Here is a 24,771-nt window from a genome sequence, read left to right on the forward strand (position 1 = left end):
CAATTATGGAGCTAGATCAAGGGACACGGTGGGATCGGCGAACCGTTCGTTCGGCACAGTGGCGTACCAGCCGGGCCGCCCGGGGTCGCGGTCGTACGGATAGCCGCCCGTCTCCCGATAGAACTCCGCGTAGCGGGCGACCCGCTCCGGATCCAGGCGCACCCCCAGCCCCGGGCCGGACGGCACGGCGATGGCGCCGTCCGAGTACGCCAGCTTCCCGCCCTCGATCACGTCGTCCGTGAGCTGGTGGTAGTGCGCGTCGGCGGCGTAGGTGAGGTTCGGCAGCACCGCGCCGAGATGCAGCATGGTCGCCAGCTGGATGCCCAGCTCGCCCGACGAGTGCACGGCCACCCCGAGCTGGAACGTCTCGCACACCCCCGCCGCCTTCACGCACGGCCTGATGCCGCCCCAGAACGTCGTGTCCAGCAGCACCACGTCGGCGGCCCTGCGCATGACGTTGGAGGCGAGCTGCTCGAAGTTGACGACGACGGTGTTCGTCGCCAGCGGCACCCTGACCTGCTCGCGGATGGCCCGGAGCCCTTCGAGCCCCCAGACGGGGTCCTCCAGGTACTCGTTGTTCAGCCCCTCGATGGCCCGGCCGAAGCGCAGCCCCTCTGCCACCGACAGCACGGCGTTCGGGTCGTACCTGAGCCGGTCGTCCGGGAACGCCTCGGCCAGCGCCCGGTAGCACTCCAGCTCGTAGTCCGGCGGGAACACGCCGCCCTTGAGCTTGTGCACGGTGAACCCGTGGTCCGCCTTGAGGCGCTTGGTGTGCTCGACGAGCTGGTCGGGCGTGCGGATCTCGCCGTGCCCCTTGGCCGCGTACCGGAAGAACAGGTACGAGGCGAACGGCACGGCGTCGCGAAGCCGCCCGCCGAGCAGGTCGTACGCGGGCACGCCCAGGTGCTGGCCGATGAGGTCGACGCAGGCGAACTCGATGGCCGCGAGGAGCTGCGTCCTGTTGTTGTAGAGCGAGGCCGTCGGGTTGGCGATCTTGAAGCGCAACGCCTCCAGCTGGAAGGGGTCATGGTCCTTCAGGTACGGCATCAGCGCGCGGAACGCCGCCTCGGCGCTTTCTCCCCCTCCCCCCATCTCGCCCAGGCCGACCAGCCCGTTGTCGGCCTCGACCTCGACGATGGTGCGCACGAACCGGCCCCAGTGGGCGCCGTTGCTGTGCCGCAGCGGCGCCTCCAGCGGCACCGCGACCGTCGTGGCCCTGATGTCAACGATCTTCACGAACACGTCCCCCAAACAACGGACACCCCGCAGGCGGGCAGCCGTACCTTGACCGTCTCGTCGACCACCTCGTCCGACACGCCGAGCCCGCGGGCCGAGCGCAGGCCGGGCAGGCCGACCGTCACCTCGACCGGCTCATCGGCCAGCGACTGCAGCCGCACCACGCGCTCGTCGCCCGCCCGCCCGAGGGACGTGACGAGCACGTCGGGGTGGTCGACGGACACATACGTCTCGGTGACGTCGGGGCTGTCGGTGATGAGCGCGCCGACGAACGGCTCGGTCAGCCCCGAGGCCACCGCCGCGCCGAGGCGCCTCCCTTGGCCCCTGGCCTCCGAGGTCACGGCGTAGCGGAACGTGGTCTCGCCCTGCTGCTGGGCCGGGAAGTTCGTGTCCCAGATGTTGTTGAGCGCCCAGGAGTAGACCGTGCCGTCCTCCTGGTCGAGGGTCGGCGGGAACGGCGCGTACGGCATGTGGATGGTGCCGAGCTGCACCAGCGGCGCCTCCAGCGTGGCCCAGGCGACGGTCAGCTCGGGGTCCTCGAACGCGATCCAGTGCCTGATCGGCAGCATGTACTCGGCCGAGCCGGGCACGCGCGGCACGCCGGGGCCGCCGACGCCGCCGGTCAACTCCCAGGCGGTGGCGGGTCCGGCCGCGAACGGGAAGGCCAGGAAGACGGCCTCCTTGGCCGGGGTGCCCTGCTTGGCGAGCTGGTAGGTCAGGTCGATCCTGGGCACGCCCCGGTGCAGCTCGATCGTCGTGCGGATCCAGTCGACGCCCTTGCCGTGCAGCTCCACGACCAGCTTCTCGCCGACGGCCGTGCGCTGGGCCTTGGTGATCGTGGCGCCCTTGCCGATGGCCCTGTCGCCGAGGAGCGTGCGGTCGTGCGCTCCGACGTGTCCCGACAAATGGTTGAAATGCGGGGCGGTGGCGTACTGGTCGTAGACGTACTGGCCGAAGCCGGCCGCCGCGTCGCGGTTGACCAGCTCGCGGCCGGCCCGCTTGTCGAAGATCGAGCCGACGTAGCCCTCGCGCACGTCGTAGGCCACCCGGTAGAACTCGTTCTCGATCACCCCGCTCAGGTCCAGCTCGACCGGCTCGGGGGCCGGGCTCTCGCCGGGCACGACGTCGAGGCGGGCGTAGCCGTAGCCGGGCACGTCGGGGATGACCGCGTGGACGTGCCGCCCGATGGGCCGCGTCGGCCAGTCGTCCGGATGCACGAGCTCCTCGTGGTGCGCGAGCGTCTCCCCGGTCCGCGAGTCCACCAGCGCGATCGGCACGTCCACGCCCACCACGTCCCTCGGCAGGAACGCGCGCACGAGGTCGGTCCGCGTCCACGTGCCGGGGTTGAAGACGGCGAACGAGGCCAGCGCGCCGCCCTCGGTGCCTGTCTCGGACAGCGCGGCCCCGAACCTGCGGACCGCGGCGTGCAGCAGGTCCGCCGCGTCGTCCTGGGCGTCGTAGGCGCCGGACGACTTGCGCGTCCACTGCAGGCCGCCCGAGTCGCCCGCCTCCTCGGCGTCCTCCCACGGGTTGGCCGCGCCCCAGGTGTGCTCGTTGAACAGGGCGACCTTGTCGTAGGCCGCGTCGACCTGCTCGGTCGCGTCCACCCCGGCCAGCGTGTGCAGCGTCTCGGCGACCCGCAGAGCCGACTGCGCCCGGCGCACGTAGCCGAGCGGGCGCGCGCCCGAGCCGAGCCCGTCGGCCCACCAGTCGGTCCAGTCGCCCTCGTGCACGGCCAGCCGGTCGTGGTAGCGCTCCTCGACGTGCTCGAAGAAGTCGCTGTTCACGGCCGAGCGCAGGCGCGGGTAGGCCCACTCCTCGTTCCACCGGCGCGCGATCGACGCGGGCACGATCGACGGGCCCGCGTTGTCGGCGTGCGCGCCCTGCACCCGCAGGTGCAGCACGTCCAGCTCGTACGGCTCCTTCGGCGCGTCCGGCCCCTGCCAGCCGAACGTCCCCGGCCCGTACGGGTACCCCCGCGTGGCCAGCGCCGACAGGTAACGCGGCAGCAGGTCGTCGGCCAGCTCGTAGGAGTCGGTCAGCCCGACCGTGTTGCCCTCCATGTACGCCATGCCGTGCGGCGTGTCCGTGAACCAGACGATGATCTCGTTCCCGCTCGGCGCCCGCCAGCGGAACGGCCTGGTCAGCTTGTCGCCGCCGTGCAGGTAGGGCACGGAGCGACCGGCCCAGTTGTGCGCCGCGGCCAGGTAACGCACGCCGTGCGAGTGGAGCGCGTCCACCAGGCCGACGACCGCGCCCGGCACGTCGGTGTGCATGGCTGACTTGGTGGCGAAGCCGTACCTCTGCTCGAGTTGCGTGGTGAAGCGGAGCTGGCGGTGCAGCTCCTCGGTCGAGCACGCCTCCGTGTGCAGCTGGAACGGCAGCGCGGTCACCTCGATCACGCCCTGGCGGGCCTTCTCCGCGAAGGACTCCACCATGTCGGCGGGCCGCGCGGCCAGCCACTTCAGCGCGGGCATCGACGACTCGACCGACCACCGGAACCTGGCGTCGTCCGGCCAGGACGCGGTCTCCTCGGCCAGCCGCAGCGCCGCGTCCAGATAGTCGAGGTGATGGCGGAGCACGGTGCCCTGCGGGTCGGTGTAGCCGATGTCCAGGTGCGAGTGGTGGACGACGAACACGCTCCACTTGCGCTGCGGGGTCACCGTGACCTGCGCGGTGCCGACCACCCCCGCGTCGTCGCGGCACTCCAGCGTGAGCACGCGCGGCGCGTCCACCTCGGGCACCAGCAGCGTCACGTCGCTGCCCGACGCGCTGTCCACGCCCACCAGCACGTGGGTCAGCGGCTCGGTGCTCGACATCCTGACCGCCTGCCGGCCGTCGTGGGTGAACAGCGGCAGCACCGCGACCCGAACCTCCAGCCCGCGCACGCTGATCACCGGTGTCGAGGTGTCGTCCCGCAGCGCCTGCCTGATCCCGTCGTAGTCGGGACTGCCCAGGCTTCGCTGGAGCAACCGGCTCGTCATCAAACACTCCCTAGAGACAGGCCCCTGGCGAAGAGGCGCTGGGTGGCGAGGAACAGCACAACGGTCGGCACCGAGACCACGAGCCCCGCGGCCAGGCCGACGGGCACGGGCGTGCCGGCGTACACGTCGGTCATGAGCCCGGCGATGGCGGTCATCACCGGTCGCACGTCCTCGGTCTGGCTCAGGGTCAGACCGAAGATGAGGTCGTTCCAGACGAAGGTGAACTCCAGGATGAACACCGCCGTCAGCGCGCTGAGCGAGATCGGCAGGTAGATGCCCCAGAAGATGCGCCAGGTCGACGCGCCGTCCATCCTGGCCGCCTCGAAGATCGAGAACGCCACGCCCGTGTAGAAGTTGCGCAGGACGAAGGCGGCCAGCGGCACGTTGATCGCCGTGTAGATGAGGATCATGCCGAGGCGGCTGTCGTACAGGCCGGCGTCGCTGTAGCCGACGAACAGCGGCACGAGCAGCATCTGCGAGGGGAAGACCGTGCCCCCGAAGATCAGGACGAACCAGAAGAACCCGTGCCGGAGCCGCAGCACCACGATCGTGTACCCGGCCAGCGCCCCGATGATCACGCCGAGCAGGGGCGAGACGACGGCGTAGAGCGCGGTGCTGGCCAGGCTCTGCGTCAGGTTGGCGCTGTCGAGCGCCCGCCCGAAGTTCTCGAACAGCGCGAAGTCGGACGACGGCGCCCACGCCCGGCCCGGATCGTACGAGCTCGCCGGGCGCGAGGCGTTCACGAGCAGCAGGTACGTCGGCCCGAGCCAGACCAGCCCGAGCACGACCAGAACGGCACGCCGCATCACTGGGTCACCTGCCGCTTGAGGTAGAGGTAGGACGCCAGCCCGGTGACCACGGTCAGCATCACCGCCACGGCCGAGCCGTAGCCGTAGTCGCTGGCCACGAACGTCTCCTTGTACATGGTCACCGCCAGCGTCTCGGAGTTGCGCCCCGGCCCGCCCTGCGTCAGCACCCACACGATGTCGAACGTCTTCAGGCTGGCCACCAGCGCGAGCCCGACCACGACCGCCGTCAGCGGCCTCATGAGCGGCCAGATGACGAACCTGAACAGCCGCCACCCGCCGGCCCCGTCGAGCTTGGCGGCCTCGATCGGCTCCTTCGGGATCGACTGCAGCCCCACCACGAACAGCAGCATGTTGACGCCGAGCTGCTGCCACGTCCAGACCAGCAGCATCGCCAGCGTGTTGACCGGCGCGTCCTGAAGGAACGCGGTGTCCACGCCGAGCAGCTTGTTGGCGATGCCGTCGTGCGACAGGATCGGGCTCCACACCATGGCCAGGCCCGCGCCGCTCAGCGCGTACGGCAGCAGGAACGGCACCCGGAACCACACGCCGCCCTTGATGTCGTACGACAGCACCGCGACCAGCAGTCCGAGCCCGACGGGCAGCACCATGGTGCCGATGACCCAGATCAGCGTGTTGCGGATCGAGGTGAGCAGGGCCGGGTCGTCGAACAGCTTGCCGAAGTTGTGCGCGCCGATCCACTGGGCCGGTTCAAGGCCGTCGTAGCGGGTGAAGCTGAGGTAGGCCGTCCACAGGAACGGTGCGTACAGCAGCCCCGCGACCAGCAGGACCGCGGGCGCCACATATCCGTACCCGAACCGCCCAAGTATGGGAGCCCGCGTGTTCACTGATGGGTGCTCCAGTATTCGTCGGCGGCCTTCTGGATGGTCTCCAGGACCTCCTTGTAGCTGCCGGGCTCCGTCACGAACTTGCCGAACCCGTCCAGCGCGGCCGTCAGGACCGGCGGCGGCGTGGCCTCGAAGTAGCGGTTGACCAGGCGGTACTGGCCGCTGCCCGCGTCCTTCGTGACGGTGCTGAGCACCTTGTCCGAGATGCTCACCTTGGGGTTGGCGCTCACGTCACCCCGGCTGGTCGCCCACTTCTCCTGCGCCTCGGGCGTGGTCCACCACTTGAGGTACTTCTGGTTGGCGGCGGGGTCGGCGCCCTTGGTCAGCGAGCAGAGCGGGCCGCTCTCGAAGATCATCGAGGTCTTGGGGAGAGAGGGGTTGACGTTGGGGATGACGAAGAAGTCGTAGTCCTCACCGGGCTTCATGGCCCGCTGGGTCATGCTGGTGTTGAACCAGGTGCCGAAGGAGACCATGGCGGCCTTGCCGTTCTTCAGCACGTCGCCCGGGTCGGTCTTGTCACCCGGATTAATGAAATATCCGGCGTCGATGAGCGACTTCCACTTCTCCATCACCTGGACCACGCCCGGGTCGGTGTACTTGGCCTTGCCGGTGGCCAGGCGGTCGTACAGGTCGGGGTCGGAGCCGGCCATGAGCTGCTCGAACCAGACGAAGGAGAACAGCACGCTGGTGTGGTAGAAGGCCTTGACGCCGTTCTTCTTCAGCGTGTCGGCCACCTTGATCAGGTCGTCCCACGTCTTCGGCGCCGTGAGGCCGTACTTGTCGAAGATCTTTTTGTTGTAGAACATGCCCCAGTACGCGACGTTCATCGGCACGCAGTACTGCTTGCCGTCGATCGTGTAGTAGGGCGCGAGGTCCTTCGACAGGTCGCCGGCCTGGATCGCCTGCTGCCAGATGTCCGTGGTGTCGGCCACCTGCCTCTGCTTGACGATCTCCTCCAGCATCCCCCCGGTCTGCCAGGTGAACAGGTCAGGCTTGACGTTCGTGCGGAACGACGCCTTGATGAACGCCTGGTATTGGGCCGAGTCCGTGTATCCCGTCGGCTTCATGCCCAGGCCGATGCTCTGCTTGGACAGGGCGCCCATCTCGTCGAAGTACTTCGTCCAGGCGCCCTTGTCGTTGTACAGGGTCAGCTCGCTCTTCTTCTGCGGCTCCGCGCTGTTTCCGCCGCAGGCGGTCAGTACGAGCGCCGCCACGCCGAGCGTGACCACACGTGACCGGAACATGGACCGGCCTCCTTGTTTCATCAGGGGTCTTACATCAGGGGGATTGCAACCTGTGCTCTATGACCGTCTTCACGTCCACCAGGTGGGCCCGCATGCGCTCCTCGGCCTGCGCCGCGTCGCGTGCTTCGATGGCCTCCAGGATCGCCAGGTGCTCGTCGTAGTCGCGGCGCCGGTCGTCGAAGATCTGCAGGATCTCCCGCTGCTCGGGCCCGTGGACGGTGAGCAGTGAGTCGACGACCTCGTGCAGCACGCTGTTGCCGGCCAGCCGGGCCGTCGCCCGGTGGAAGGACATGTTCGCGTCGTGCAGGAGGGCGTCGTGACCGCGCAGGTGCCTGCTCGCCTCTTCGAGCACCCGCTTGAGCGGTGCCAGCTCCTCGGGGCCCGCGTTCTGCGCGGCCATCGCGGCCAGCGGCGGCTCGATCACGATCCGCGCGCCGAGCAGCTCAAGGAGCTGGGCGGCGTGCATATCGCGCATGTTGGGGTTGGGCAGGACCACTCGCTCGATGTCGGCTCCGACGTAGATGCCGGAGCCGTGCCGCATCTCGATGGCCCCGGTGGCCTCAAGCCTGCGGAGCGCCTCGCGCAGCGTCGGGGTGGTGACGGCGAAGCGCTGGGAGAGCTCCCTTGTCGAGGGCAGCCTGTCGCCGGGCCGGTGCTTTCCCGTACGGATGAGCTCCAGCATGCGCTCGGTCAGAGCGTCGGACAGCGTCGGCCGCGTTACCTCGGACATATCAAGTGATCTAATCACTTATCCGTGCGGGCGTCTACACGCTACGAGCGGCTACCCCAGGACTTCCTCACCGCTCCAGCAGCTTCATCATGATCTCGATCTGCCCCTTGCGCGAGGTCCGCACCTGGCCCGCCCACTCCTTGGCGGCCGGATTGGCCCCGCCCGCCACCTCGGCGGCGGCCATCTGCACGGCGTCGTCCTGATGCGCGATGAGCAGGTTGATCAGGTCGCGCTCGAAGTTCTTGGACTTCCTCAGCGCCTGGATCCGCTTGACGTCGGTCTCGGGCATGCCGCCATGGTGATCGTGCGCGCCGTTCGGGGGCGCGAGCGGCTGGTCCCAGGAGTGCAGCCAGCGCAGCATCCGCTCGACCTCGCTCTGCTGCGTGCCGGCGATGGCCGCAGCCAACGTCTTGAGCTCCGGCGTGGTGGCGCGCTCCGCCCCCACCTTGGCGATCTCGATGCCCTGCCGGTGGTGCGGCACCATCATCTGCACGAACATCACGTCCTCGGCGTTGACCGGGGCCTCCTGGGCCGGAGCCGGGGCGCAGGCGGTGATCAGCAGCAGGGCCGCTAAGGCAGGCAGGGCACGCATAATCGATAGGAAACCTTCCTAAGGGTTTCCCGTCAGGCTACGTGACTTCGTACCGAAGGTAAACGATGCCCGAGGGGAACGCCCGGGTCTCCAGCAACCGGGTCCTGATGGAGGCGTCGAGCTGGGGGAAGAACGGTTTGCCCGCGCCGAGCACGAGCGGGTGGATGAAGATGCGGAACTCGTCCACCAGCCCGAGCCGCAGCACGCTCGCCGCCAGCGTGGCCCCGCCCAGGTCGAGGTCGCCACCGTCCTGCCGCTTGAGCCTGGTCACCTCCTCCTTGAGGTCGCCGGTGACGAGCGTGCTGTTCCAGCCGACCTCGTCGAGGGTCTTGGAGAAGACGTACTTGGGCGTGGCCCGCCAGGTCCTGGCGAAGTCGACCTCGATCGCGGGGGCGTCGGGTCGCTGGTCGGCGGTGGGCCAGTAGGCGGACATGTTCTCGTAGAGCCGCCGGCCGTACAGGGAGCCGCCCAGCTCGCGGGACATGTCGTTGATGAAAGCGTGGACCTCGTCGTCGGGCCCGGACCAGCCGATGTCGCCGTTGGGGGACTCCACGTAGCCGTCGAGGGAGATCAGCATCGAATAGATGATTTTCCGCATGCCTATAGGACTGCTCCGGCCCGCGGAACTCATCGCCTTCCCGCGAGAAACTCGAGCGCCTCTCCGCTGTGGAACTTCGCGATCCCCAGCATGAACTCCCGATCCGGAAATCACCGTCGAGCAGCCGGAGCGGCCCCGCGGTGAGCGACAGATGCTGGGCGAGCTCGTACAGCCTCATCCTGTCCTCGTCCAGCCCGTCGATCCGCAGCCGCTCGTAATGCTCGTGGAACCGGATCCGCAGAAAGACGTGCTCCCATTCGGCGTCGAAGAACATCGTGCCCTCGATGTCGATCAGCACCGGCTCATCGTCGTCGTCCACCAGCACGTGATCGGGCCCGAGCTCCCCGTGGATCAGCCCATGGTCCGCCCGCGGCTCGACGCCTGCGGCCATCTCCCGCAGCGCGCTCTCGAACTCCTCCCGAACCGCGCCGATCCGCTCGACCCGTACGGCCGCCTCGTCAAGGTCGCGCAGCGCCCGCTCCAGCACGACCTCGACCGCGGAGCGCCGCCGCTTCCCCCCGATCTTCCCCACCCATGGGACCCGCTCCCGCCCCATGGCCTCCAGACTCGCCGCGAGCCGCTCCATCACCCGGCCCGCCCGCGCCGGATCGTCCCGCAGCAACGCCTCCAACGTCCCGCCGCGGACGTCCTCGACCACCGCGACGCCTCCCGCCCGGTCCACGAGGTAGACCTCGGGCACCCGCACCCCGAGCCCGCTCAACCCGCCATGGGCCGCCTCGAAGAACGGCAACCCGGAGGCATGGCCGAACGGAGCCTCCGGGTCGCCGTCCGCCGTGGCGGGCCAGAAGTCCTCCTCCTGGGACCAGACATAGACGATCGCGCCGGGCCCGTCGTCGAACGACAGCCGATAGACGCCCTTCTTGCTCCCACCCCTGAGCCGCTCGACCCCTGCCGTCCGCCGCCCGTCCCCGAAGGCCGCCCGCGCGATCTCGGCGAACCGCTGATCATCCATCAGATTCCCCTCAAGCTTGGACAATGACGTTCTTCAGGAACACGTCCCTTGCGCTGCTCATCATCGGTGCCGGCGGCGTCGGCAAGACCTCCGTCGGTCACGTGGTCTCGGGACTGCTCAGCGAATCGGGCCGGACGACCGCCCGATCTCGGAGACGACCACCGCGATCCTCACCCACTGGCTCCCGCACGGAAGGAACCACGATCACGCGGAGCGCCTCAACGTCAGCGACTGAAACCGCCCCTCATCAAGTCCCACGGTGTGGAAGTCCACGATCTCGAAGGACTCGCGCGCGTACTCCTGAAGCTGCTCATCACTGCGGAAAGAGAAGAACCTGGGAGGATCATGATCATCCTCTTCGAAAGGACCTTCCCCGAATGCACTGCCAGTCTGGCCCTGCACGCCCGTGCAGGGCCAGGATGATCGGCACTCGCGAACGCATCGACCGTCATCGCGGCATGTGGCGAGACGTGGTGCTGATCGAGCGCCGCGGCCCCGCCGTGACTTGAACTCCCTGCCAGAGTCCGGCCGCTCTCGTTCCGGCAGGGGCGGTTACCGGATCAAGCGCGGCCGGGCGGAATGGCTGTGAAGGAGCGAGGGCGGCTTCACTCGAGGCTGGTGACCCGCACTCGCTCCGGCGATCCGCCCGCCCGCGCCCCACGACTCGTTCATCTGTTGAAGCCGGAGGCCGTCACGCTCCCGAGTCCGTTACTCCCGTTCTTGGACAAGTACACAGTCATCCCCTCGTCGTGGAGGTTGATCCACCCGCCGCCCTGCCCGTAGGGGGCGTCCCTCGCGCATATGGATTCGGCGTACACATTGCCCTGAGTGGGAGTGTCCGTCCCGCCCCGGGATACCTGCAGCCCACTCGTGGGAAAGCTGATCCATCCATCGGCGGCGGTTCTTCCCTGCACCCATCGCGTGTTCACGCCGTTGAGGTCGGCCTTGTCGGCGAACACGTTTCCCCAGTCTTGTCCGCTTCCCCGGCGCACGTTCAGCCCCTCCTTGGGGAAGCTGATCCACCCATCGTCGTGGCTTCTTCCCTGCACCCATTCGGTTCTCACACCGTTGAACTCGGCCTTGTCAGCGAACACGGTTCCCAACTGCGTGGTACCGGCCGAGCTCGTTATGGCCACCCCACCCCCGCGGAAGGCGATGCTTCCGTCACCGCCGGCCGGCCCTGTTACCGCGTAAGCGGTGACCCATTGAACGTTGACCTTGTCGGCCGTCACACTTCCCGGGCCACCGGAGTTGGTGGAGATCGCCGCCCCTGTGCCGGTGAAGGTGACCCGCCCTCCGGTCGCGCTCGCCGTCCCCTGGACCCAAGGGGTGCTGATGCCGGTGGTGGCGGTGAGGGTTTCCAGGACGGGATCGCGTACCTCGACGGTCGTGGTGAGGAAGTGTTCCTGCTTGGGCGTGGTGCGGGAGGTGGCGACAAGGGTGTACGTGGTGGCCCGCTTCGGGGCGTCGGCGGCGGCCGGTGACCAGGAGCGCACGCCCTGGGGGACGGTCGCCTGCCCGCCCGGGAACAGGATCTTGTAGTTGAAGTCGTCGGACCCTTCCCAGCGCAGCACGATGTTGGTTCCGGCGTTCACCATGGTGTCGTCCGGGCGGAAGTCGCGCGGCGCCGGAATCTCCTTCGGCGTGGTCTTCATCAACGGCACCGCCGCGTACCGGTTGCTCAGTTGCCCGGCCTGGGTACTGCTGCTGTTCTCGGTCACCCGCAGCACGGCCACCCCGGCGGCGGCGGCCACGGTGACGTTCTCCAGCGTCAGCACCAGGTGGTCGCCGGGGTCGAGACGGGTTCTCCCCCCGCCCTGAGCGGTGGCCTGGAAGGTGTCGGAGCCCTGCGGCTTGACGTTCACCGGCGACTGGGAGCCCGACCGCGTGCCGTACACCCCCTTGGGTTTGATCTTTTTGAAGTCCGAGGTGAGGTGGCCGGCGCCGTTGCCAACGGGCACCTGTACCTGGATCGAGTGCCAGAACGCCGCCTGCCGCCCGGTGTTGGTGACGATCAGGTAAACCGTCCCCGTGGACGGGGACCGCCCGGCCGCTGACGCCTCCAGGGGCGTCGGGTCGGTCATGAGGGTGTAGGTCAGCAGGGTCAAGGTCACGACTCCTTCTCTTGGAGGACGGCGCAGGCCGATGACCTGCCCACGACGACAGGACCGGGCAGGACGGGACAGGCGGCAGCGCGGGGGACGCATCCGGAACCTGCCGCCTGCGACGCGCTACGGAAGATCACCCCCTCGATCCAAACGTCAGCATTGGAGCGTGACAAGAGCACTTGAGGCGGCCATAGCAGGGCGATTCGGCAATATTCTCAGCGCCTTGACAAGCATTCCGGCCATGTGTCATTGACCTGCTCAGCAAACCGGCCTCTCCCGGTTCGTTGGCGACGAACCCGGCGGCGAACCGCTTGCTCTCCAACGGAGCAAACCGCGACGACCTTGCTCAGCTTGCGCGCGCCTCGGCCTATGAAGCGGTCTTCGGGCTGCTGTACCGCCTCACCGCCAACGGTCAGGATGACGAAGCGCCGGAAGACTCCCCCGGCTGGCGGCTGATGGAGACCACAGCCGCTGGCGATCTCACCGGCCGTGCAGTGCAATCGCTCCACGAAGACCTGCTCAGCATGGACCCCTCGGGTCGCGAGGGTCAGGATCTCTTCGAATGGCGATCAGCCCCGGTTGCTGTACGGCGCTGCTGTACGAGATCGAAAAAGGCCCTCCCGGATCATCCGAGAGGGCCTTTCAGCTGGGAGCCGCCTTGGGGATTCGAACCCCAGACCCCTTCATTACGAGTGAAGTGCTCTGGCCGACTGAGCTAAGGCGGCGTGCTCTGCGACTTGGAAGAGTCTACAGGAGCCCGAGGGGTCCTCGCTCCCTCGATCACGCCTCGGCCGGATCCCCGTACGTCGAGTCGTACGCCTTACGCGGCGCGCACACGCTGGCCTTCGAACAGGCGCACCGCCGCCCCCCGTCGTTGAGGCGCACCACCACCGAGTCCGACGGCACGTTGTGGCCCACCACGATGCCCGGCCCCTGCGGGGTCTCCACGCTCGCCCCCGCCCGGGGAGCCGAGGCGCGGAACTCCTGGTACAGCGGGTGCTCGTACTTCAGGCAGCACATGAGCCGCCCGCACGCCCCCGCGATCCGCAGCGGATTGACCGGGAGGTCCTGATCCTTGGCCATGCGTACGGAGACCGGCTCGAAGTCCTTCAGGAACGTGGCGCAGCACAGATCGCGGCCGCAGGGCCCGATGCCGCCCTGCAGCCGCGCCTCGTCCCTGGGCCCGATCTGCCGCAGCTCGACCCTGGCCCGCAGGTTGCGGGCCAGGTCGCGGACGAGGGCGCGGAAGTCGACCCGATGCGGTGCCGAGAAGTAGACCGTGTAGACGTTGTCCTGGTCGAGGTAGTCGATCCCGACCACCTTCATCGGCAGGGTGTGCCGCTTGATCAGCCGTTTCGACACGCTGCGGGCCTCGGCCCTGCGGCGCTTGTTGGTCTCGTCGCGGGCCAGGTGCTCCTCGCCCGCCGGACCCGCGCATACGGGCAGCCCGTCGATGTCCTCGCTCGTGTACTGCGGCGCCCAGACGCACTCCGCCACCTCGGGACCCGAGTCGGTCGGCACGAGCACCTTGTCGCCCACTTTGGGGCTGTGCTCGCCGGGATCGAGGTAGTAGAGCCTCCCATAACGGGTGAAGCTCACGGCCATGATCATTCCCATGGGCTCGAGCTCGCCTCCTGACGGCCTAGGGGTCGTACGACCTTCCCTGCCACATTACGTGTGTCAGCCGGTCATGGGAGAGGGCCGGGGTCCGGATGTTCGCCGAGTCACTTGGCCACCGGGCATACCTTGCTCTCTGGCAGAACCAACCCGTAGCGGTCCGCCAGCCGACTGCTGTCGAGTATGCATCCCTGGTAGAAGGCCTGGCTCACGCCTGGTTCCCGCCTCAACCTGCTGACGATCTCGCTCCAGTCGGCGTCAGGCAGCAGGATGGCTCTGAACGATTGCGGCATGTCGCCGACCTTTGTGGCGTCGATCAGCGCCTTGTTGTCCTTGTACGAGTGGCGGAAGTTCTCGTAGGCCTCCTCCCGATCCTCGAAGAACACCTCCTTGACGCCGGGCATAGAGGTGATCAGCTTCTGGATGGCCTTCTTCTGCGCGGGTGTGACGCCCTTCCCCTCCTTCGTGACGGTGAAGCTGCCTTTGCCGTCGGACTTACGCTCGGCGCCGCAGGACTGCATGCCCGACGAGGGGGTGCAGAGGAAGACGCTCACATCGAATTTGCTCGCCGGAGTGGCGTCGTCGGGTGCCGATTCCGCGACGTTCAAGACCCCTGGCACCCCGCGCAGCACCTCCTTCACGCGGAGCGGATCGGTACCCTTCGTGAGGGTCAACTGCAACGAATCGGGGATGTCGTCGACGTCGACAGCGGCCAGCAGTGCCTTGTTGCGCGCGAAATCGCGCCGGAAGTCGTCGTACGCCTGGTTCCCCATCACGAAGCTGATCTCTTCGAGCTCCGGCAACTGCCGTACCGCCGCCTCGATCTGCTGCTTCTCCTCTGTGCTGGCAGCGCCCTTGCACGCCGTCTGCTCCCGGTCCGACGACTTCGCGCACAGGAAGACGATCACCTTTCGCTCGGCGGGCGGATCGGCCGCCACCGCACGGTTCTCGTCACCCGGACCGCCCAGGAGCCCGGCAGTGGTCGCCGCCCCCGCGAGCACCACGGCCGCCGCCACCGCCACCAGCCGGAAATCCACCCTGAACCGCCGCTCCGGCGCCCTCAGCGGCCCGAGCGTGCTGGCGTCGACCGTCGACCCCGCCTCGGCGAGGGCCTCACGCAGCCTGTCTTCCATCGCGCTGTTCATGAATCCTCCCCGAGAGCCCGGCCGAGGGCGGCCAGCCCCCGCGCGATCGTGGACCTGACCGTGCTGGCTCCAACCCTCATGGTGTCGGCGATCTCCTGGTCGGACAGGTCGAAGTAGTAGCGCAGCGTGAGCGCCTCCCGCTGCCTGCGCGGCAGCTCACGCAGGGCGAGCAGCACCCCGCGCCGCTCCTCGCCCAGCAGTGCGGCGCTCTCCGCCGACCAGACGGGCGGCTCGTACGGCACCGCCCGCCGGAACACGGTCGCCCGCCTGCGCAGCACCGACCGGCACCCGTTGAGCACCGCCGAGCGGACATAGGCCAGCGCCTTGTCGGCGTCGCGTAACCGGCCGCGCCCGGCGTGGGTGCGGGCGAACGCCTCCTGTACGACGTCTTCCGCGGTCGACTGATCGCCGACCATGATCAGGGCAAGCCGGACGAGGCCCACGTGGTGCTCGGCGAAGATCGACGCCACGTCTATTCGCTGCCGCGCCCGGGCCTCTTGTTGGGTGAGTAGTTCGACTTCCACGTATCAGAGACGCCCGTCGGCCCCATCCGCTGCTCGCGTCACCCGGCGGATTTACCGACGCGGCGCGCAGACCTTGCTGTCGGGCAGGTCACGACTCCCGTACTCCACGCTCAGCTTGAGCTGGTCGTCGAGACATCTCTGGTTATACACCCGCTGCACCCCTGGTAGCCGCTCCAGTCTGCGGCTCACAGCGTTCCAGTCGACCTCGGGCCGCATTTTCAGCCGGTACCACTCCGGCATATCCGACATCTTGGTGACGCTCACGAGCGACTCGTTGTCGGCGTAGGTCTCGATGAAGTTCCGGTACGCCGTCGCCTGGTCCTCGAAAACGTACGACTCGACCCCGGGCGTCGCCTCGATCGCCGCGACGACGGCCTTCTTCTCCTCCGGCGTCGCGTCCTTTCCACTCGCCTTGCCGCGCCCGGACCGGCAGGCCGGCATGGACGAACTCTTCACGCAGATGGCGATCGAGATGTCCCATTCCGACGGCTTGCTCTGCAGCTCGCCATAGATCTCGGCCGGGTCGATGACGGCGTCCACGCCGGGCCGCCGCACTGTCGCGGCTTTCACCCGGTCCCGGTCGGCCCCCTTCTTCACCCGCAGGCGGAACGACTCCGGGAGATCCTTCGCCCGCACGGCCTTCAACAGCGCCTTGTTGCCGGCGAAGTCATGTCGGAAGTTCTCGTACGCGCTCGCCCGATCGACGAACCGGACGTCGCTCAGCTCCGGCCTGGACTCCAGGAACGTCCTGAGCGCCTGTGTCTGCTTCGCGGTGGCGGCTCGCTTGTGGCAGCCGTAGGTGGCCGGAACGCACAGGAAGACAGCGATCTCCCACTCGTCGCTCGCGCTGACCTCCGGGGCGGGCACCGGGTCCGCCGCGGCTGGCGTACCCACGAGGATCAGCATCCCGGCCAGCAGCGTGGCGATCAACGGCCGTAATCCCCGGGGCGCCTCTTCAGCCACTGCCGCTCCTCATCCGCACGCGATCGACCCGGGCAGCCTAACGGCCCTTGATCACGAGTCAGGAACGCAGCGACAGCATCATCGCCTCGACGGCCATCTGCGGGTTGACGTTCGCCGCCAGCCGCTCCCTGCACTGCATGATCGCGTCGATCCGCCGCAGCGTCTCCTCGGGCGTGGCCGTCTTGGCCAGCTGGTCGAGGTCGAAGCGGAGGTCGTCGTTGGCCAGCTCGACCTGGGCCCCGAACTGCATGGCCAGCACGTCCCGGTAGTACGACACCAGCTCCAGCAGCGCCGCGTCCAGCGAGTCGCGCTTGATCCGCGTGGCCCGGGACTTCTGCCGGTCCTCCAGCTCCTTCAGCGCCCCGGCCCCACCGCGTACCAGCCCGCGGTTGAGCCCCTTGCCCGTGGACCCCTCGCCGTAGAGCTTGCGCAGCTCGGCGGTCTCGTTCTCGTTGAGGGCGGCCGTGGCCGCGGCGGCCTCCTCCTCCGCCGTCTTGACCAGCCGCTCGGCAGCCGAGACGCACTCCCCCACCCCGGTCAGCGAGCGCGGGATGCTCAGCACGGCCTCACGACGCCGCTTGACGCCCTCGTCGAGCGCCAGCGCCCGCGCCCTGCCGATGTGCCCCTGGGCGGCCCTGGCGGCGAACCTGGCCACTTCCAGCGGCACGCTGTCGCGCGTGGCCAGCACGTGGGCGACGGCCTCCGTGGCTGGGGTGGTCAGGTTGACCACCCGGCAGCGCGACCTGATGGTGATCATGAGGTCGTCGGGGGCGGGTGCGCACAGCAGCCAGACCGTACGGGGCGGCGGCTCCTCGATGGCCTTGAGCAGGGCGTTGGCGGCGGACTCCGTGGCCCGGTCGGCGTCCTCGAACAGGATGACCCGCCACCGCCCCTGCGTCGGCGCCCCGGCCGCCCGCAGGATGAGCTCGCGGGTCTGCTTGACGCTGTAGGACAGGCCCTGGGGGCGTACGGACTCCAGGTCGGGGTGGGAGCCGATGAACACCTGGTGGCACTGGTCGCAGTGGCCGCACCCGCCGTCGGGGCAGAGCAGTGCGGCGGCGAAGGCGCGGGCGGCATCCTCCCGGCCCGAGCCCGGCGGCCCGGTGAACAGCCACGCGTGCGTCATGCCCGCGCCGCGCCCGCCCCTGACGACCTCCCCGGCCGCCGCCGCGGCCCGCGACAGCACGGCCACCGCCTGGTCCTGCCCGACGAGGTCATCGAAAACTGCCACGACGTAAGGCTAGCCGCCGACGGCACTCCCCACGCCCGTACGCGCACCCCGAGCCGCCACCTTCCAGCGCCCTCCAGAACACGCCGCCGCGCCCAGGACTCGCCGCCGCGCCCAGGACGCGCCCCGCCCGGAACCCGCCACCCTCTCCGGGACGCGCCACCCGTCCCCGGGGCGCTCTCACCTCCAGGGGCGCCCGCACCCCAGGGGACTACGCCCACCGCCATGGGGGGCGTCCGCCACCGAGAGACAGCGTCCGCGAAGAGGGGCTAGTCGCGGATGGTCGGCATCGTCCAATCGCCGCGAATGGCAGGCATCGTGCCCGTGGCATCCTCGGACTCCTGCGGCACCGGGTCCGGCAGGATCTCGCGAATCCGGTCCTGGACCTGGCGGGTGATCACCTCGGACGGCAGCGTGCCGTCCACCACGAGGTAGCGCTCCGGCGCCGCCGCGGCCAGCGCACGGAACTCCTTGCGCACCCGCTCGTGGAAGTCCAGCGGCTCCGACTCGATCCGGTCGGCGGCCCCGCCCAGCCGGGTCAGCCCGATCTCCGGCGGCGTGTCGATGAGCACCGTCAGGTGCGGCACCAGCCCGCCGGTGGCCCAGGCGTTGATCTTGGACACGTCCTTGGGGTCGAGCGCCCGCCCGGCCCCCTGGTAGGCCAGCGACGAGTCCACGTAGCGGTCGGTGATCACGAGCGAGCCCCGGTAGAGCGCGGGCCGGATCACCTTCTCCACGTGCTCGGCCCGGTCGGCGGCGTACAGCAGGGCCTCGGAACGCGCCGACAGCCCGCGCTCGGCCGCGTCGAGCAGGATCGCCCGCAGCCGCATGCCGACCTTGGTCGAGCCCGGCTCGCGCGTCTGCACCACGTCGTAGCCCTGGTCACGCAGCCAGATGGCGATCAGCCGCGACTGGGTCGTCTTGCCCGATCCCTCGCCGCCCTCGAACGCCACGAACAGCCCGGGCACCGCCTCGGCCGCCTCGGCCGGGAACCGCTCGCCGCGCACCGCCGCGATCACGTCGCCGGCCAGGGAGACGCCCTTCCGGTCGTCCATGTGCCGCAGCGCGAGGACGCCCACGATCATCGCGAGCACCCCGCCGACGACCAGCACCAGGTTGGAGCCGTCGAACCGGTAGGCGAGCTCGCCGAACCGCAACCAGTGGACGCCGAAGATCGCCGCCAGCGGGTTGGCCACGGCGACCACGAGCAGCAAGGTCACCCGCGCCGTGGACTGCAGGAACGAGAATGTACGGCCCCGCAGCCCGTCTTCGACCTCGAGCCCGATCATCGTGTAACCGATGATCCACGCGATGCCCGCGCACGCCCCCAGCAGCACGGTCAGCATGACCACGATCGCCAGGTTGTGCACCAGGGCGGTGGCCACCAGCACCAGCCCCGCGAAGGTGATGGCCAGGCCGAACAGCCGCCGGCGCGACAGCTCGCGCAGCAGCCGGAGGCCGAAGAACATGCCCAGCGCCATGCCGACGAAGACCGCACCGAACACGACGCCGTAGGCCGCGTCGCCGCCGCCGAGCGCCTCGACGTAGATCTTCGCGACGCCGACCACGGCACCGCCCGCCGCGAACGCCCCCAGCATGCCGATGATCAGCCCGCGCACCAGCCGGTTGCGGCCCACGAACCGCCAGCCCTCGACGATCTGCTTGAACACGGAGGGCGCGGAGACGGCGCCGTCACGCTTGGGGATGTCGCGCAGCGTGAAGATCAGGGCGGCCGAGACGAGGTAGGCGCAGGCGTTGACGACCAGCGCCGGCGACGTGGCGTCCTGGCCGGACATGAACGGCACCGTGCTCTTCATCACGTCGCCGACCAGGGACAGCGCCGCGAACAGGATGGCCGCGACCGGCGCGGTGCCGTAGGTGACCAGCAGGTTGAGCCGGTTGGCCGACTCGAGCTCCTCCTTGCGCACCAGGTTGGGCACCGTGGCGTCCTTGGCCGGGACCCAGAACAGGTTGACGCACTCGACCAGGACGGTCGCGACGATGACCCACTCATAGCTGCGGACGAAGGGGATCGACAGCACCACGGCGAACCTGGCCAGGTCGGCCGCGACCATCGTCAGCCGCCGGTCGAACCGGTCGGCGAACACCCCCGCGAGCGGCCCGAGCAGCACGGCGGGCAGCATCTTGGCGATGAACACCCCGCCCACCGCCAGTGACTGCAGACGGTAGTCGCTCTGCGTGAGGTTACCGGCCAGGGCGGTCAGCGCCAGGATGTTGAGCCAGTCGCCCAGGCTGCACACCGACATGGCCATCCAAAGCCGTCTGAACGGCGCATTGGCCAGCACGTGGGCCGGGCGGCTTCGGCCAGGGGCAGTCATGATTTCAGCGTATCCAGGAAGTGGGCGGACAACAGGCGAGCCGGATATTCCCGGCTGACTCGGGGCTGAGAGTATTACGTTCGCGGGCCAGCGTGCAGGTCGCATGCCTCGAATAGGCCCCCAAAAGCATCATCAATTCATAACTCCAGCCTCAAGTCGGGCCTCTTCCACCAACGGCCCCCACTCGGCACGGATCTCCTCGGGCAGCTCCAGCTCGCTCCACAGCTCGACGAGCAGCACCCCGTCCACGTGATCGAGCAGCTCCTGGGGCTCGCCCTCGCACAGCAGCGCGGTGTAGGCGGCCCGGCGCGCCTCCCGGTCGGCCAGGTCGTAGATCCGGTCACGCAGCCGCACGACGCCCAGCGCCGCCCCGACCGGCAGCCGCCGCAGCCGGCTCGGCACGTGGAACGTCCGCCCGCCACTCGCGCGGGCGGCGAACTCGACCTTGGCCTCCAGCGCCAGCCGGAAGCCGGCCGCGTCGAGAATGCGCCCCGCGGTCTCCAGCGTCGGTGACTTCCTGCCGTGCTCGTAGGCCGACAGCGTGGTCCTCGACGTGCCGCTCACACTGGCCAGGACCCGCTGGTTCATGCTCGCGGCATGCCTGGCCTGCTTGAACAGCTGCCCGCCACGCTTGGCCCAGAAGGCGGCGTGCGCCGCCTCCATAGGCGAGGAGACCATCCCCCACCTCCGATCAGTATCCGGTTGGATACTCTACGCCATCATGACCGCAGGTGACCAGTGGCTCGCGGAAAGTCAGCCACGCAACTCCAGCAGCGTGATCTCGGGCGGTGCCCCGACGCGCACCGGCGGGCCCCAGAACCCGGCGCCCCTGGTGACGTAGACCTGCACCCCGTCGACGGTGGCCAGACCCGAGACCACGGGCTGCTGCAGGCCCACCACCAGGTTGAACGGCGCGATCTGCCCGCCGTGCGTGTGACCGGAGAGCTGCAGATCGACGCCGTGTCGGGCGGCCTGGTCGACCTGGACGGGCTGGTGCGCCAGCAGCACCGTGGACCGGCCGGTGTCCCGGCCGCCCAGCGCCTTGCCGAAGTCGGGACCGTCGCCCGCGGCGGCGCCGTTGAGGTCGTTGACCCCGGCCAGGTCGAGCACGGCGCCCTGGTGCCTGATCTCCACGCGCTCGTTTCGCAGCGAGCGTACGCCGAGCTGATCGAGCTCCTCGATCCACTCCATGGGCCCGCTGGGAGCGAAGTATTCGTGGTTACCGGTCACGAAATATGCCCCGTAGCGGGACTCAAGGCTCTTCAGCGGCTGAGCCAGCGCCCCCAGCTGGGCCACCGACCCGTCCACCAGGTCGCCCACGATCGCCACCACGTCGGCTTCGAGTCCGTTGATCATGCGGACGATCCGCTCGGTGTGGCCCCTGCCCGTGAGCGGCCCCAAGTGGATGTCGCTCACCACGGCGAACCGCAGGCCGCCGAGCCGCGAGTCCAGCTTCGGCAGGGCCACCTTCACGCGTTCGATCACGGGGTCGCCCAGGGCGCTCGTCATGCCGTACCCGACCGTGCCCAGCGCTCCCGCGCCCGCGATGGCGGCGGTGGTCCGCCCCAGGAAGAGCCTCCTGCTGATCGTGGCCGCCCCCGGAGCGGGCTCGGGAGGCGCCGGGGCGCCCGCCATGGCGGGCACGGGCACCGGCGCCGCCTCGCGCGCCACAGCCTTGCGCGCGGCCCTGCGCAGGAAGAGGGCGGCCACCGCCCGCGGCGCCTCCAGCACCACGAGGAAGACGATCAGGTAGAACATCAGCGCCAGCCAGATGTAGCCCGGCCAGGCCAGCCAGTGCCCGAAGTCCATCCGCGTGGCCGCGAACGTCACCACGACGAGCACCGTCAGCCCCACCACGGCCCACGTCAGCGCCTTGCGCAGCCGCCCGGGGCCGGTGGTGGAACGGACCATCCGCTGCCACAGATAGAGATGTGCCAGCAGGATCAGGCCCGCGAAGAACAAGACGATCACAGCATCGATGCTACTTGCGGGACCGCGTCCGGCGGCCCCGCGGGTCTCGTGGTTCGCCCTACGACTTGGCCGCCGGCTTCTTGGCGGGAGCCTTCTTCGCCGGCGCCTTCCTCGTGGTGGTCTTCTTGGCCGCCGGCGCCCGCTCGCGCCGCTCGGCCAGCAGCTCGGCCGCCCGCTCGGTCGTGATGTCCTCGACCGTGTCGCCCTTGCGCAGCGACGCGTTCGTCTCACCGTCGGTCACATAAGGCCCGAACCGCCCCTCCTTCACCACGATCGGCTTCTTGGAGTGGGGGTCGTCGCCCAGCTCGCGCAGCGGCGCCGCCGCCGCGGCCCGCCGGCCGCGCTGCTTCGGCTGCGCGAACAGCTCCTTGGCCTGGTCGATCGTGACCGTCAGCAGGTCCTCTTCCGAGGCCAGCGAGCGCGAGTCGGTGCCCTTCTTCAGGTACGGGCCGAACTTGCCGTTGTAGGCCACGACCTCCTCGCCCTCCAGCTCGCCCACGAGCCTGGGGATCGCCAGCAGCTTGAGCGCGTCCTCGATCGTGATCGTGTCCAGCGACATCGTCTTGAACAGCGAGGCCGTGCGCGGCTTGGGCGCGTCGGCCTTCCTCGTCCGTCGCTTGGGCGTCTCTTCCTCGGGTGGCTCGGGCAGGACCTCCGTCACGTACGGCCCGTACCGGCCGTCCTTGGCCACGATCATGTTCCCGGTCACCGGGTCTTGCCCGAGCTCCCGGTCGCCCGTCGGCCTGGAGAACAGCTCCTCGGCCTTCTCCGCCGTCAGCTCGTCGGGCGTCATGTCCTCGGGCACGTTGACCCGCGCGCCGTCCCTGTCGAGGTAGGGCCCGTAGCGCCCGACCCGCAGCACGATGTCCGTGCCCTTGATCGGGAACGAGCTGATCTCCTTGGCGTCGATGTCACCGAGGTCGGTGACCATCTCCTTCAGGCCCTCGTCGCCGTCGGAGCCGTAGTAGAAGCGCTGCAGCTCGGGCACCCGCTCCGCCCGGTCGTTGGCGATGTCGTCGAGGACCTTCTCCATCTCGGCGGTGAAGTCGTAGTCGACCAGGTTGCCGAAATGCTGCTCCAGCAGGTTGACCACGGCGAAGGCCAGGAACGACGGCACCAGCGCCGTGCCCTTCTTGAACACGTAGCCGCGGTCGAGGATGGTCCCGATGATCGAGGCGTACGTCGAGGGCCGCCCGATCTCGCGGTCCTCCAGCTCCTTGACCAGCGACGCCTCGGTGTAGCGCGCGGGCGGCTTGGTCGAGTGGCCGGCCACGTCGAGCCTGGTGACGCTCAGCGCGTCGCCCTCCGCCAGGTTGGGCAGCCGCTTCTCCGAGTCGTCGCGGTCGGTCGAGGGGTCGTCGGCCCCCTCCACGTACGCCTTGAGGAACCCGTAGAACGTGATCGTCCGGCCGGAGGCGCTGAACTCGACGTCCTCGCCGGACGACGACCTGCCGCGCACCTTGACCGTGATCGACTCGCCGACCGCGTCCTTCATCTGCGAGGACACCGTACGCTGCCAGATCAGCTCGTACAGCCGGAACATGTCGCCCGACAGCCCGGTCTCGCCCGGCGTGCGGAACTCCTCGCCCGACGGCCGGATCGCCTCGTGCGCCTCCTGCGCGCTCTTCACCTTGCTGCTGTAGACGCGCGGCTTGTCGGGCACGTACGCGGCCCCGTACAGCTTGATCGCCTGGGACCTGGCGGCCGCCACGGCGGTCTCCGACAGCGTGATGCTGTCGGTACGCATGTAGGTGATGAAGCCGTTCTCGTAGAGCCGCTGCGCCACCTGCATCGTGTACTTCGCGGAGAACCCCAGCTTCCTGCTGGCCTCCTGCTGCAGCGTGGTCGTCCGGAACGGCGCGTACGGCTTGCGCGTGTACGGCTTGCGCTCGACGGACTTGACCGCGAACGACGCGCCCCTCAGCCGCCCGGCCAGCTCGCCCGCGGCCTCCTCGGACAGGTGGAGCACGTCGACGTTCTTGAGCCGCCCCGTGCTGGCGAAGTCGCGGCCCTGCGCCACCCGCTTGCCGTCGACCCCCGTGAGGGTCGCGGTGAAGTCGCGGGGCCGCTCCTCGGCCTTGTTCGTGTCGAAGAGCGCCTGCAGATCCCAGTAGTGGGCCGGTGTGAACGCCATGCGCTCCCGCTCGCGCTCCACCACCAGCCGCGTCGCCACGGACTGCACGCGACCGGCCGACAGGCGGGGCTTGACCTTCTTCCACAGGACCGGGCTGACCTCGTAGCCGTAGAGGCGGTCGAGGATGCGCCGGGTCTCCTGGGCGTCGACGAGGCGCAGGTTGAGGTCGCGCGGGTTGGCCACGGCGTCCTGGATGGCCTGCGGGGTGATCTCGTGGAACACCATGCGGTGCACCGGGACCTTGGGCTTGAGCACCTCGCGCAGGTGCCAGGCGATGGCCTCGCCCTCGCGGTCCTCGTCAGTGGCCAGGTAGAGCTCGTCGGCGTCCTTCAACAGCTGCCGCAGTTTGTTGACCTGCGACCGCTTGTCGGGGTTGACGACGTACAGCGGCTCGAACTCGTGCTCGACATTGACCCCGAGGCGAGCCCATGGGGCGCCCTTGTACTTCTCGGGGATGTCGTCGGCCTTCTCCGGAAGGTCACGGATGTGGCCGATGCTCGATTCGACGATGTAGCCGCGCCCGAGGTACCCGGCGATCGTCTTCGCCTTCGCGGGCGACTCGACGATCACCAGGCGTGTTCCGCCGGCGCTGCCGTTCTTGGCTGGCACGCTGCTTCCTACCTCGCTGTTCGCTTTGCAAATCCCCCTGCCGGGAGTCGGCACAGACTGAAAGGTAACCCGACTCGCGGAAATTTCCTTCCCCCGGGCTACCCACTAGCTTCCGGGTCCAC

19 protein-coding genes and 1 tRNA gene are annotated in these 24,771 nt (G+C 69.1%); 1 reads left to right on the plus strand and 19 read right to left on the minus strand.

All coding sequences use genetic code 11. The features are described 5' to 3' along the window. Positions 1 to 3: 3 nt before the first annotated feature. The 8 genes from ACIBQ1_RS25890 to ACIBQ1_RS25925 form a co-directional block, all read right to left on the minus strand. Complete coding sequence (locus ACIBQ1_RS25890; protein ID WP_397281379.1) at positions 4 to 1,236, minus strand: enolase C-terminal domain-like protein; 1,233 nt, start codon at positions 1,234 to 1,236, stop codon at positions 4 to 6. Further along, positions 1,233 to 4,220, minus strand: a complete 2,988-nt coding sequence (locus ACIBQ1_RS25895) for a glycoside hydrolase family 38 C-terminal domain-containing protein (protein WP_397281380.1) — start codon at positions 4,218 to 4,220, stop codon at positions 1,233 to 1,235. Before ACIBQ1_RS25895 ends, ACIBQ1_RS25890 begins: the two co-directional genes overlap by 4 nt. Further along, the gene (locus tag ACIBQ1_RS25900) at positions 4,220 to 5,026 is read right to left on the minus strand and encodes a carbohydrate ABC transporter permease (protein ID WP_397281382.1); all 807 of its coding nucleotides are present in this window, start codon (positions 5,024 to 5,026) and stop codon (positions 4,220 to 4,222) included. Before ACIBQ1_RS25900 ends, ACIBQ1_RS25895 begins: the two co-directional genes overlap by 1 nt. Next, entirely contained in the window at positions 5,026 to 5,874 is an 849-nt protein-coding gene (locus ACIBQ1_RS25905) for a carbohydrate ABC transporter permease (RefSeq protein WP_397281383.1), read from the minus strand. Before ACIBQ1_RS25905 ends, ACIBQ1_RS25900 begins: the two co-directional genes overlap by 1 nt. After that, positions 5,871 to 7,118 carry an ABC transporter substrate-binding protein gene (locus ACIBQ1_RS25910; RefSeq protein ID WP_397281384.1) on the minus strand — a complete coding sequence of 416 codons (1,248 nt, stop codon included), beginning with the start codon at positions 7,116 to 7,118 and terminating at the stop codon, positions 5,871 to 5,873. Before ACIBQ1_RS25910 ends, ACIBQ1_RS25905 begins: the two co-directional genes overlap by 4 nt. A 34-nt stretch (positions 7,119 to 7,152) precedes the next feature. Then, positions 7,153 to 7,848, minus strand: coding sequence for a FadR/GntR family transcriptional regulator (locus ACIBQ1_RS25915; protein WP_397281385.1), 696 nt, complete (start codon positions 7,846 to 7,848; stop codon positions 7,153 to 7,155). A gap of 67 nt (positions 7,849 to 7,915) precedes the next feature. Next, positions 7,916 to 8,440, minus strand: a complete 525-nt coding sequence (locus tag ACIBQ1_RS25920) for a DUF305 domain-containing protein (protein ID WP_397281387.1) — start codon at positions 8,438 to 8,440, stop codon at positions 7,916 to 7,918. A gap of 37 nt (positions 8,441 to 8,477) precedes the next feature. After that, positions 8,478 to 9,038: a dihydrofolate reductase family protein gene (locus tag ACIBQ1_RS25925; RefSeq protein ID WP_397281388.1), complete on the minus strand. Its 561-nt coding sequence runs from the start codon at positions 9,036 to 9,038 to the stop codon at positions 8,478 to 8,480. A gap of 217 nt (positions 9,039 to 9,255) precedes the next feature. Between ACIBQ1_RS25925 and ACIBQ1_RS25930 the strand changes: the two genes are divergently transcribed. Further along, positions 9,256 to 10,038, plus strand: a complete 783-nt coding sequence (locus ACIBQ1_RS25930; RefSeq protein WP_397281389.1) for a hypothetical protein — start codon at positions 9,256 to 9,258, stop codon at positions 10,036 to 10,038. A 641-nt stretch (positions 10,039 to 10,679) separates the two neighbouring features. On the opposite strand, the gene ACIBQ1_RS25935 is transcribed toward ACIBQ1_RS25930, so the two are convergent. The 11 genes from ACIBQ1_RS25935 to topA form a co-directional block, all read right to left on the minus strand. Beyond that, positions 10,680 to 12,125, minus strand: a complete 1,446-nt coding sequence (locus ACIBQ1_RS25935) for a hypothetical protein (protein ID WP_397281390.1) — start codon at positions 12,123 to 12,125, stop codon at positions 10,680 to 10,682. 645 nt (positions 12,126 to 12,770) lie between these two features. Continuing rightward, positions 12,771 to 12,844 (minus strand) — tRNA-Thr (locus ACIBQ1_RS25940). Between the two features lie 55 nt (positions 12,845 to 12,899). After that, complete coding sequence (locus tag ACIBQ1_RS25945; protein WP_397281513.1) at positions 12,900 to 13,730, minus strand: stage 0 sporulation family protein; 831 nt, start codon at positions 13,728 to 13,730, stop codon at positions 12,900 to 12,902. Positions 13,731 to 13,843: 113 nt separating this feature from the next. Beyond that, positions 13,844 to 14,881, minus strand: a complete 1,038-nt coding sequence (locus ACIBQ1_RS25950; RefSeq protein WP_397281391.1) for a permease-like cell division protein FtsX — start codon at positions 14,879 to 14,881, stop codon at positions 13,844 to 13,846. Further along, positions 14,878 to 15,405 carry a SigE family RNA polymerase sigma factor gene (locus tag ACIBQ1_RS25955; protein ID WP_397281393.1) on the minus strand — a complete coding sequence of 176 codons (528 nt, stop codon included), beginning with the start codon at positions 15,403 to 15,405 and terminating at the stop codon, positions 14,878 to 14,880. The genes ACIBQ1_RS25950 and ACIBQ1_RS25955 overlap by 4 nt, the downstream gene beginning before the upstream one ends. Positions 15,406 to 15,456: 51 nt before the next feature. Further along, the gene (locus ACIBQ1_RS25960; protein WP_397281395.1) at positions 15,457 to 16,368 is read right to left on the minus strand and encodes a permease-like cell division protein FtsX; all 912 of its coding nucleotides are present in this window, start codon (positions 16,366 to 16,368) and stop codon (positions 15,457 to 15,459) included. A 58-nt stretch (positions 16,369 to 16,426) separates the two neighbouring features. Beyond that, positions 16,427 to 17,599 carry a DNA polymerase III subunit delta' gene (locus tag ACIBQ1_RS25965; RefSeq protein ID WP_397281397.1) on the minus strand — a complete coding sequence of 391 codons (1,173 nt, stop codon included), beginning with the start codon at positions 17,597 to 17,599 and terminating at the stop codon, positions 16,427 to 16,429. A gap of 266 nt (positions 17,600 to 17,865) precedes the next feature. Further along, positions 17,866 to 19,935 carry a dTMP kinase gene (gene tmk, locus ACIBQ1_RS25970; protein WP_397281398.1) on the minus strand — a complete coding sequence of 690 codons (2,070 nt, stop codon included), beginning with the start codon at positions 19,933 to 19,935 and terminating at the stop codon, positions 17,866 to 17,868. 132 nt (positions 19,936 to 20,067) lie between these two features. Beyond that, entirely contained in the window at positions 20,068 to 20,613 is a 546-nt protein-coding gene (locus tag ACIBQ1_RS25975; protein WP_397281399.1) for a helix-turn-helix domain-containing protein, read from the minus strand. A 75-nt stretch (positions 20,614 to 20,688) separates the two neighbouring features. After that, positions 20,689 to 21,906, minus strand: a complete 1,218-nt coding sequence (locus ACIBQ1_RS25980; RefSeq protein WP_397281400.1) for a metallophosphoesterase — start codon at positions 21,904 to 21,906, stop codon at positions 20,689 to 20,691. A 58-nt stretch (positions 21,907 to 21,964) separates the two neighbouring features. Continuing rightward, positions 21,965 to 24,649, minus strand: a complete 2,685-nt coding sequence (topA, locus tag ACIBQ1_RS25985; RefSeq protein WP_397281401.1) for a type I DNA topoisomerase — start codon at positions 24,647 to 24,649, stop codon at positions 21,965 to 21,967. Positions 24,650 to 24,771: the final 122 nt, after the last annotated feature.

This window comes from Nonomuraea sp. NPDC050153, assembly GCF_044460125.1.
Taxonomy (GTDB): Bacteria; Actinomycetota; Actinomycetes; order Streptosporangiales; family Streptosporangiaceae; genus Nonomuraea.

Coding starts and splice junctions, on each gene's coding strand:
- tmk (WP_397281398.1), bottom strand. CDS start 19,935: ATGACTGCCCCTGGCCGAAGCCGCCCGGCCCACGTGCTGGCCAATGCG.
- ACIBQ1_RS25975 (WP_397281399.1), bottom strand. CDS start 20,613: ATGGTCTCCTCGCCTATGGAGGCGGCGCACGCCGCCTTCTGGGCCAAG.
- ACIBQ1_RS25930 (WP_397281389.1), top strand. CDS start 9,256: ATGCTCGTGGAACCGGATCCGCAGAAAGACGTGCTCCCATTCGGCGTC.
- ACIBQ1_RS25945 (WP_397281513.1), bottom strand. CDS start 13,730: ATGATCATGGCCGTGAGCTTCACCCGTTATGGGAGGCTCTACTACCTC.
- ACIBQ1_RS25895 (WP_397281380.1), bottom strand. CDS start 4,220: ATGACGAGCCGGTTGCTCCAGCGAAGCCTGGGCAGTCCCGACTACGAC.
- ACIBQ1_RS25915 (WP_397281385.1), bottom strand. CDS start 7,848: ATGTCCGAGGTAACGCGGCCGACGCTGTCCGACGCTCTGACCGAGCGC.
- ACIBQ1_RS25925 (WP_397281388.1), bottom strand. CDS start 9,038: ATGCGGAAAATCATCTATTCGATGCTGATCTCCCTCGACGGCTACGTG.
- ACIBQ1_RS25910 (WP_397281384.1), bottom strand. CDS start 7,118: ATGTTCCGGTCACGTGTGGTCACGCTCGGCGTGGCGGCGCTCGTACTG.
- ACIBQ1_RS25900 (WP_397281382.1), bottom strand. CDS start 5,026: ATGCGGCGTGCCGTTCTGGTCGTGCTCGGGCTGGTCTGGCTCGGGCCG.
- ACIBQ1_RS25950 (WP_397281391.1), bottom strand. CDS start 14,881: ATGAACAGCGCGATGGAAGACAGGCTGCGTGAGGCCCTCGCCGAGGCG.
- ACIBQ1_RS25920 (WP_397281387.1), bottom strand. CDS start 8,440: ATGCGTGCCCTGCCTGCCTTAGCGGCCCTGCTGCTGATCACCGCCTGC.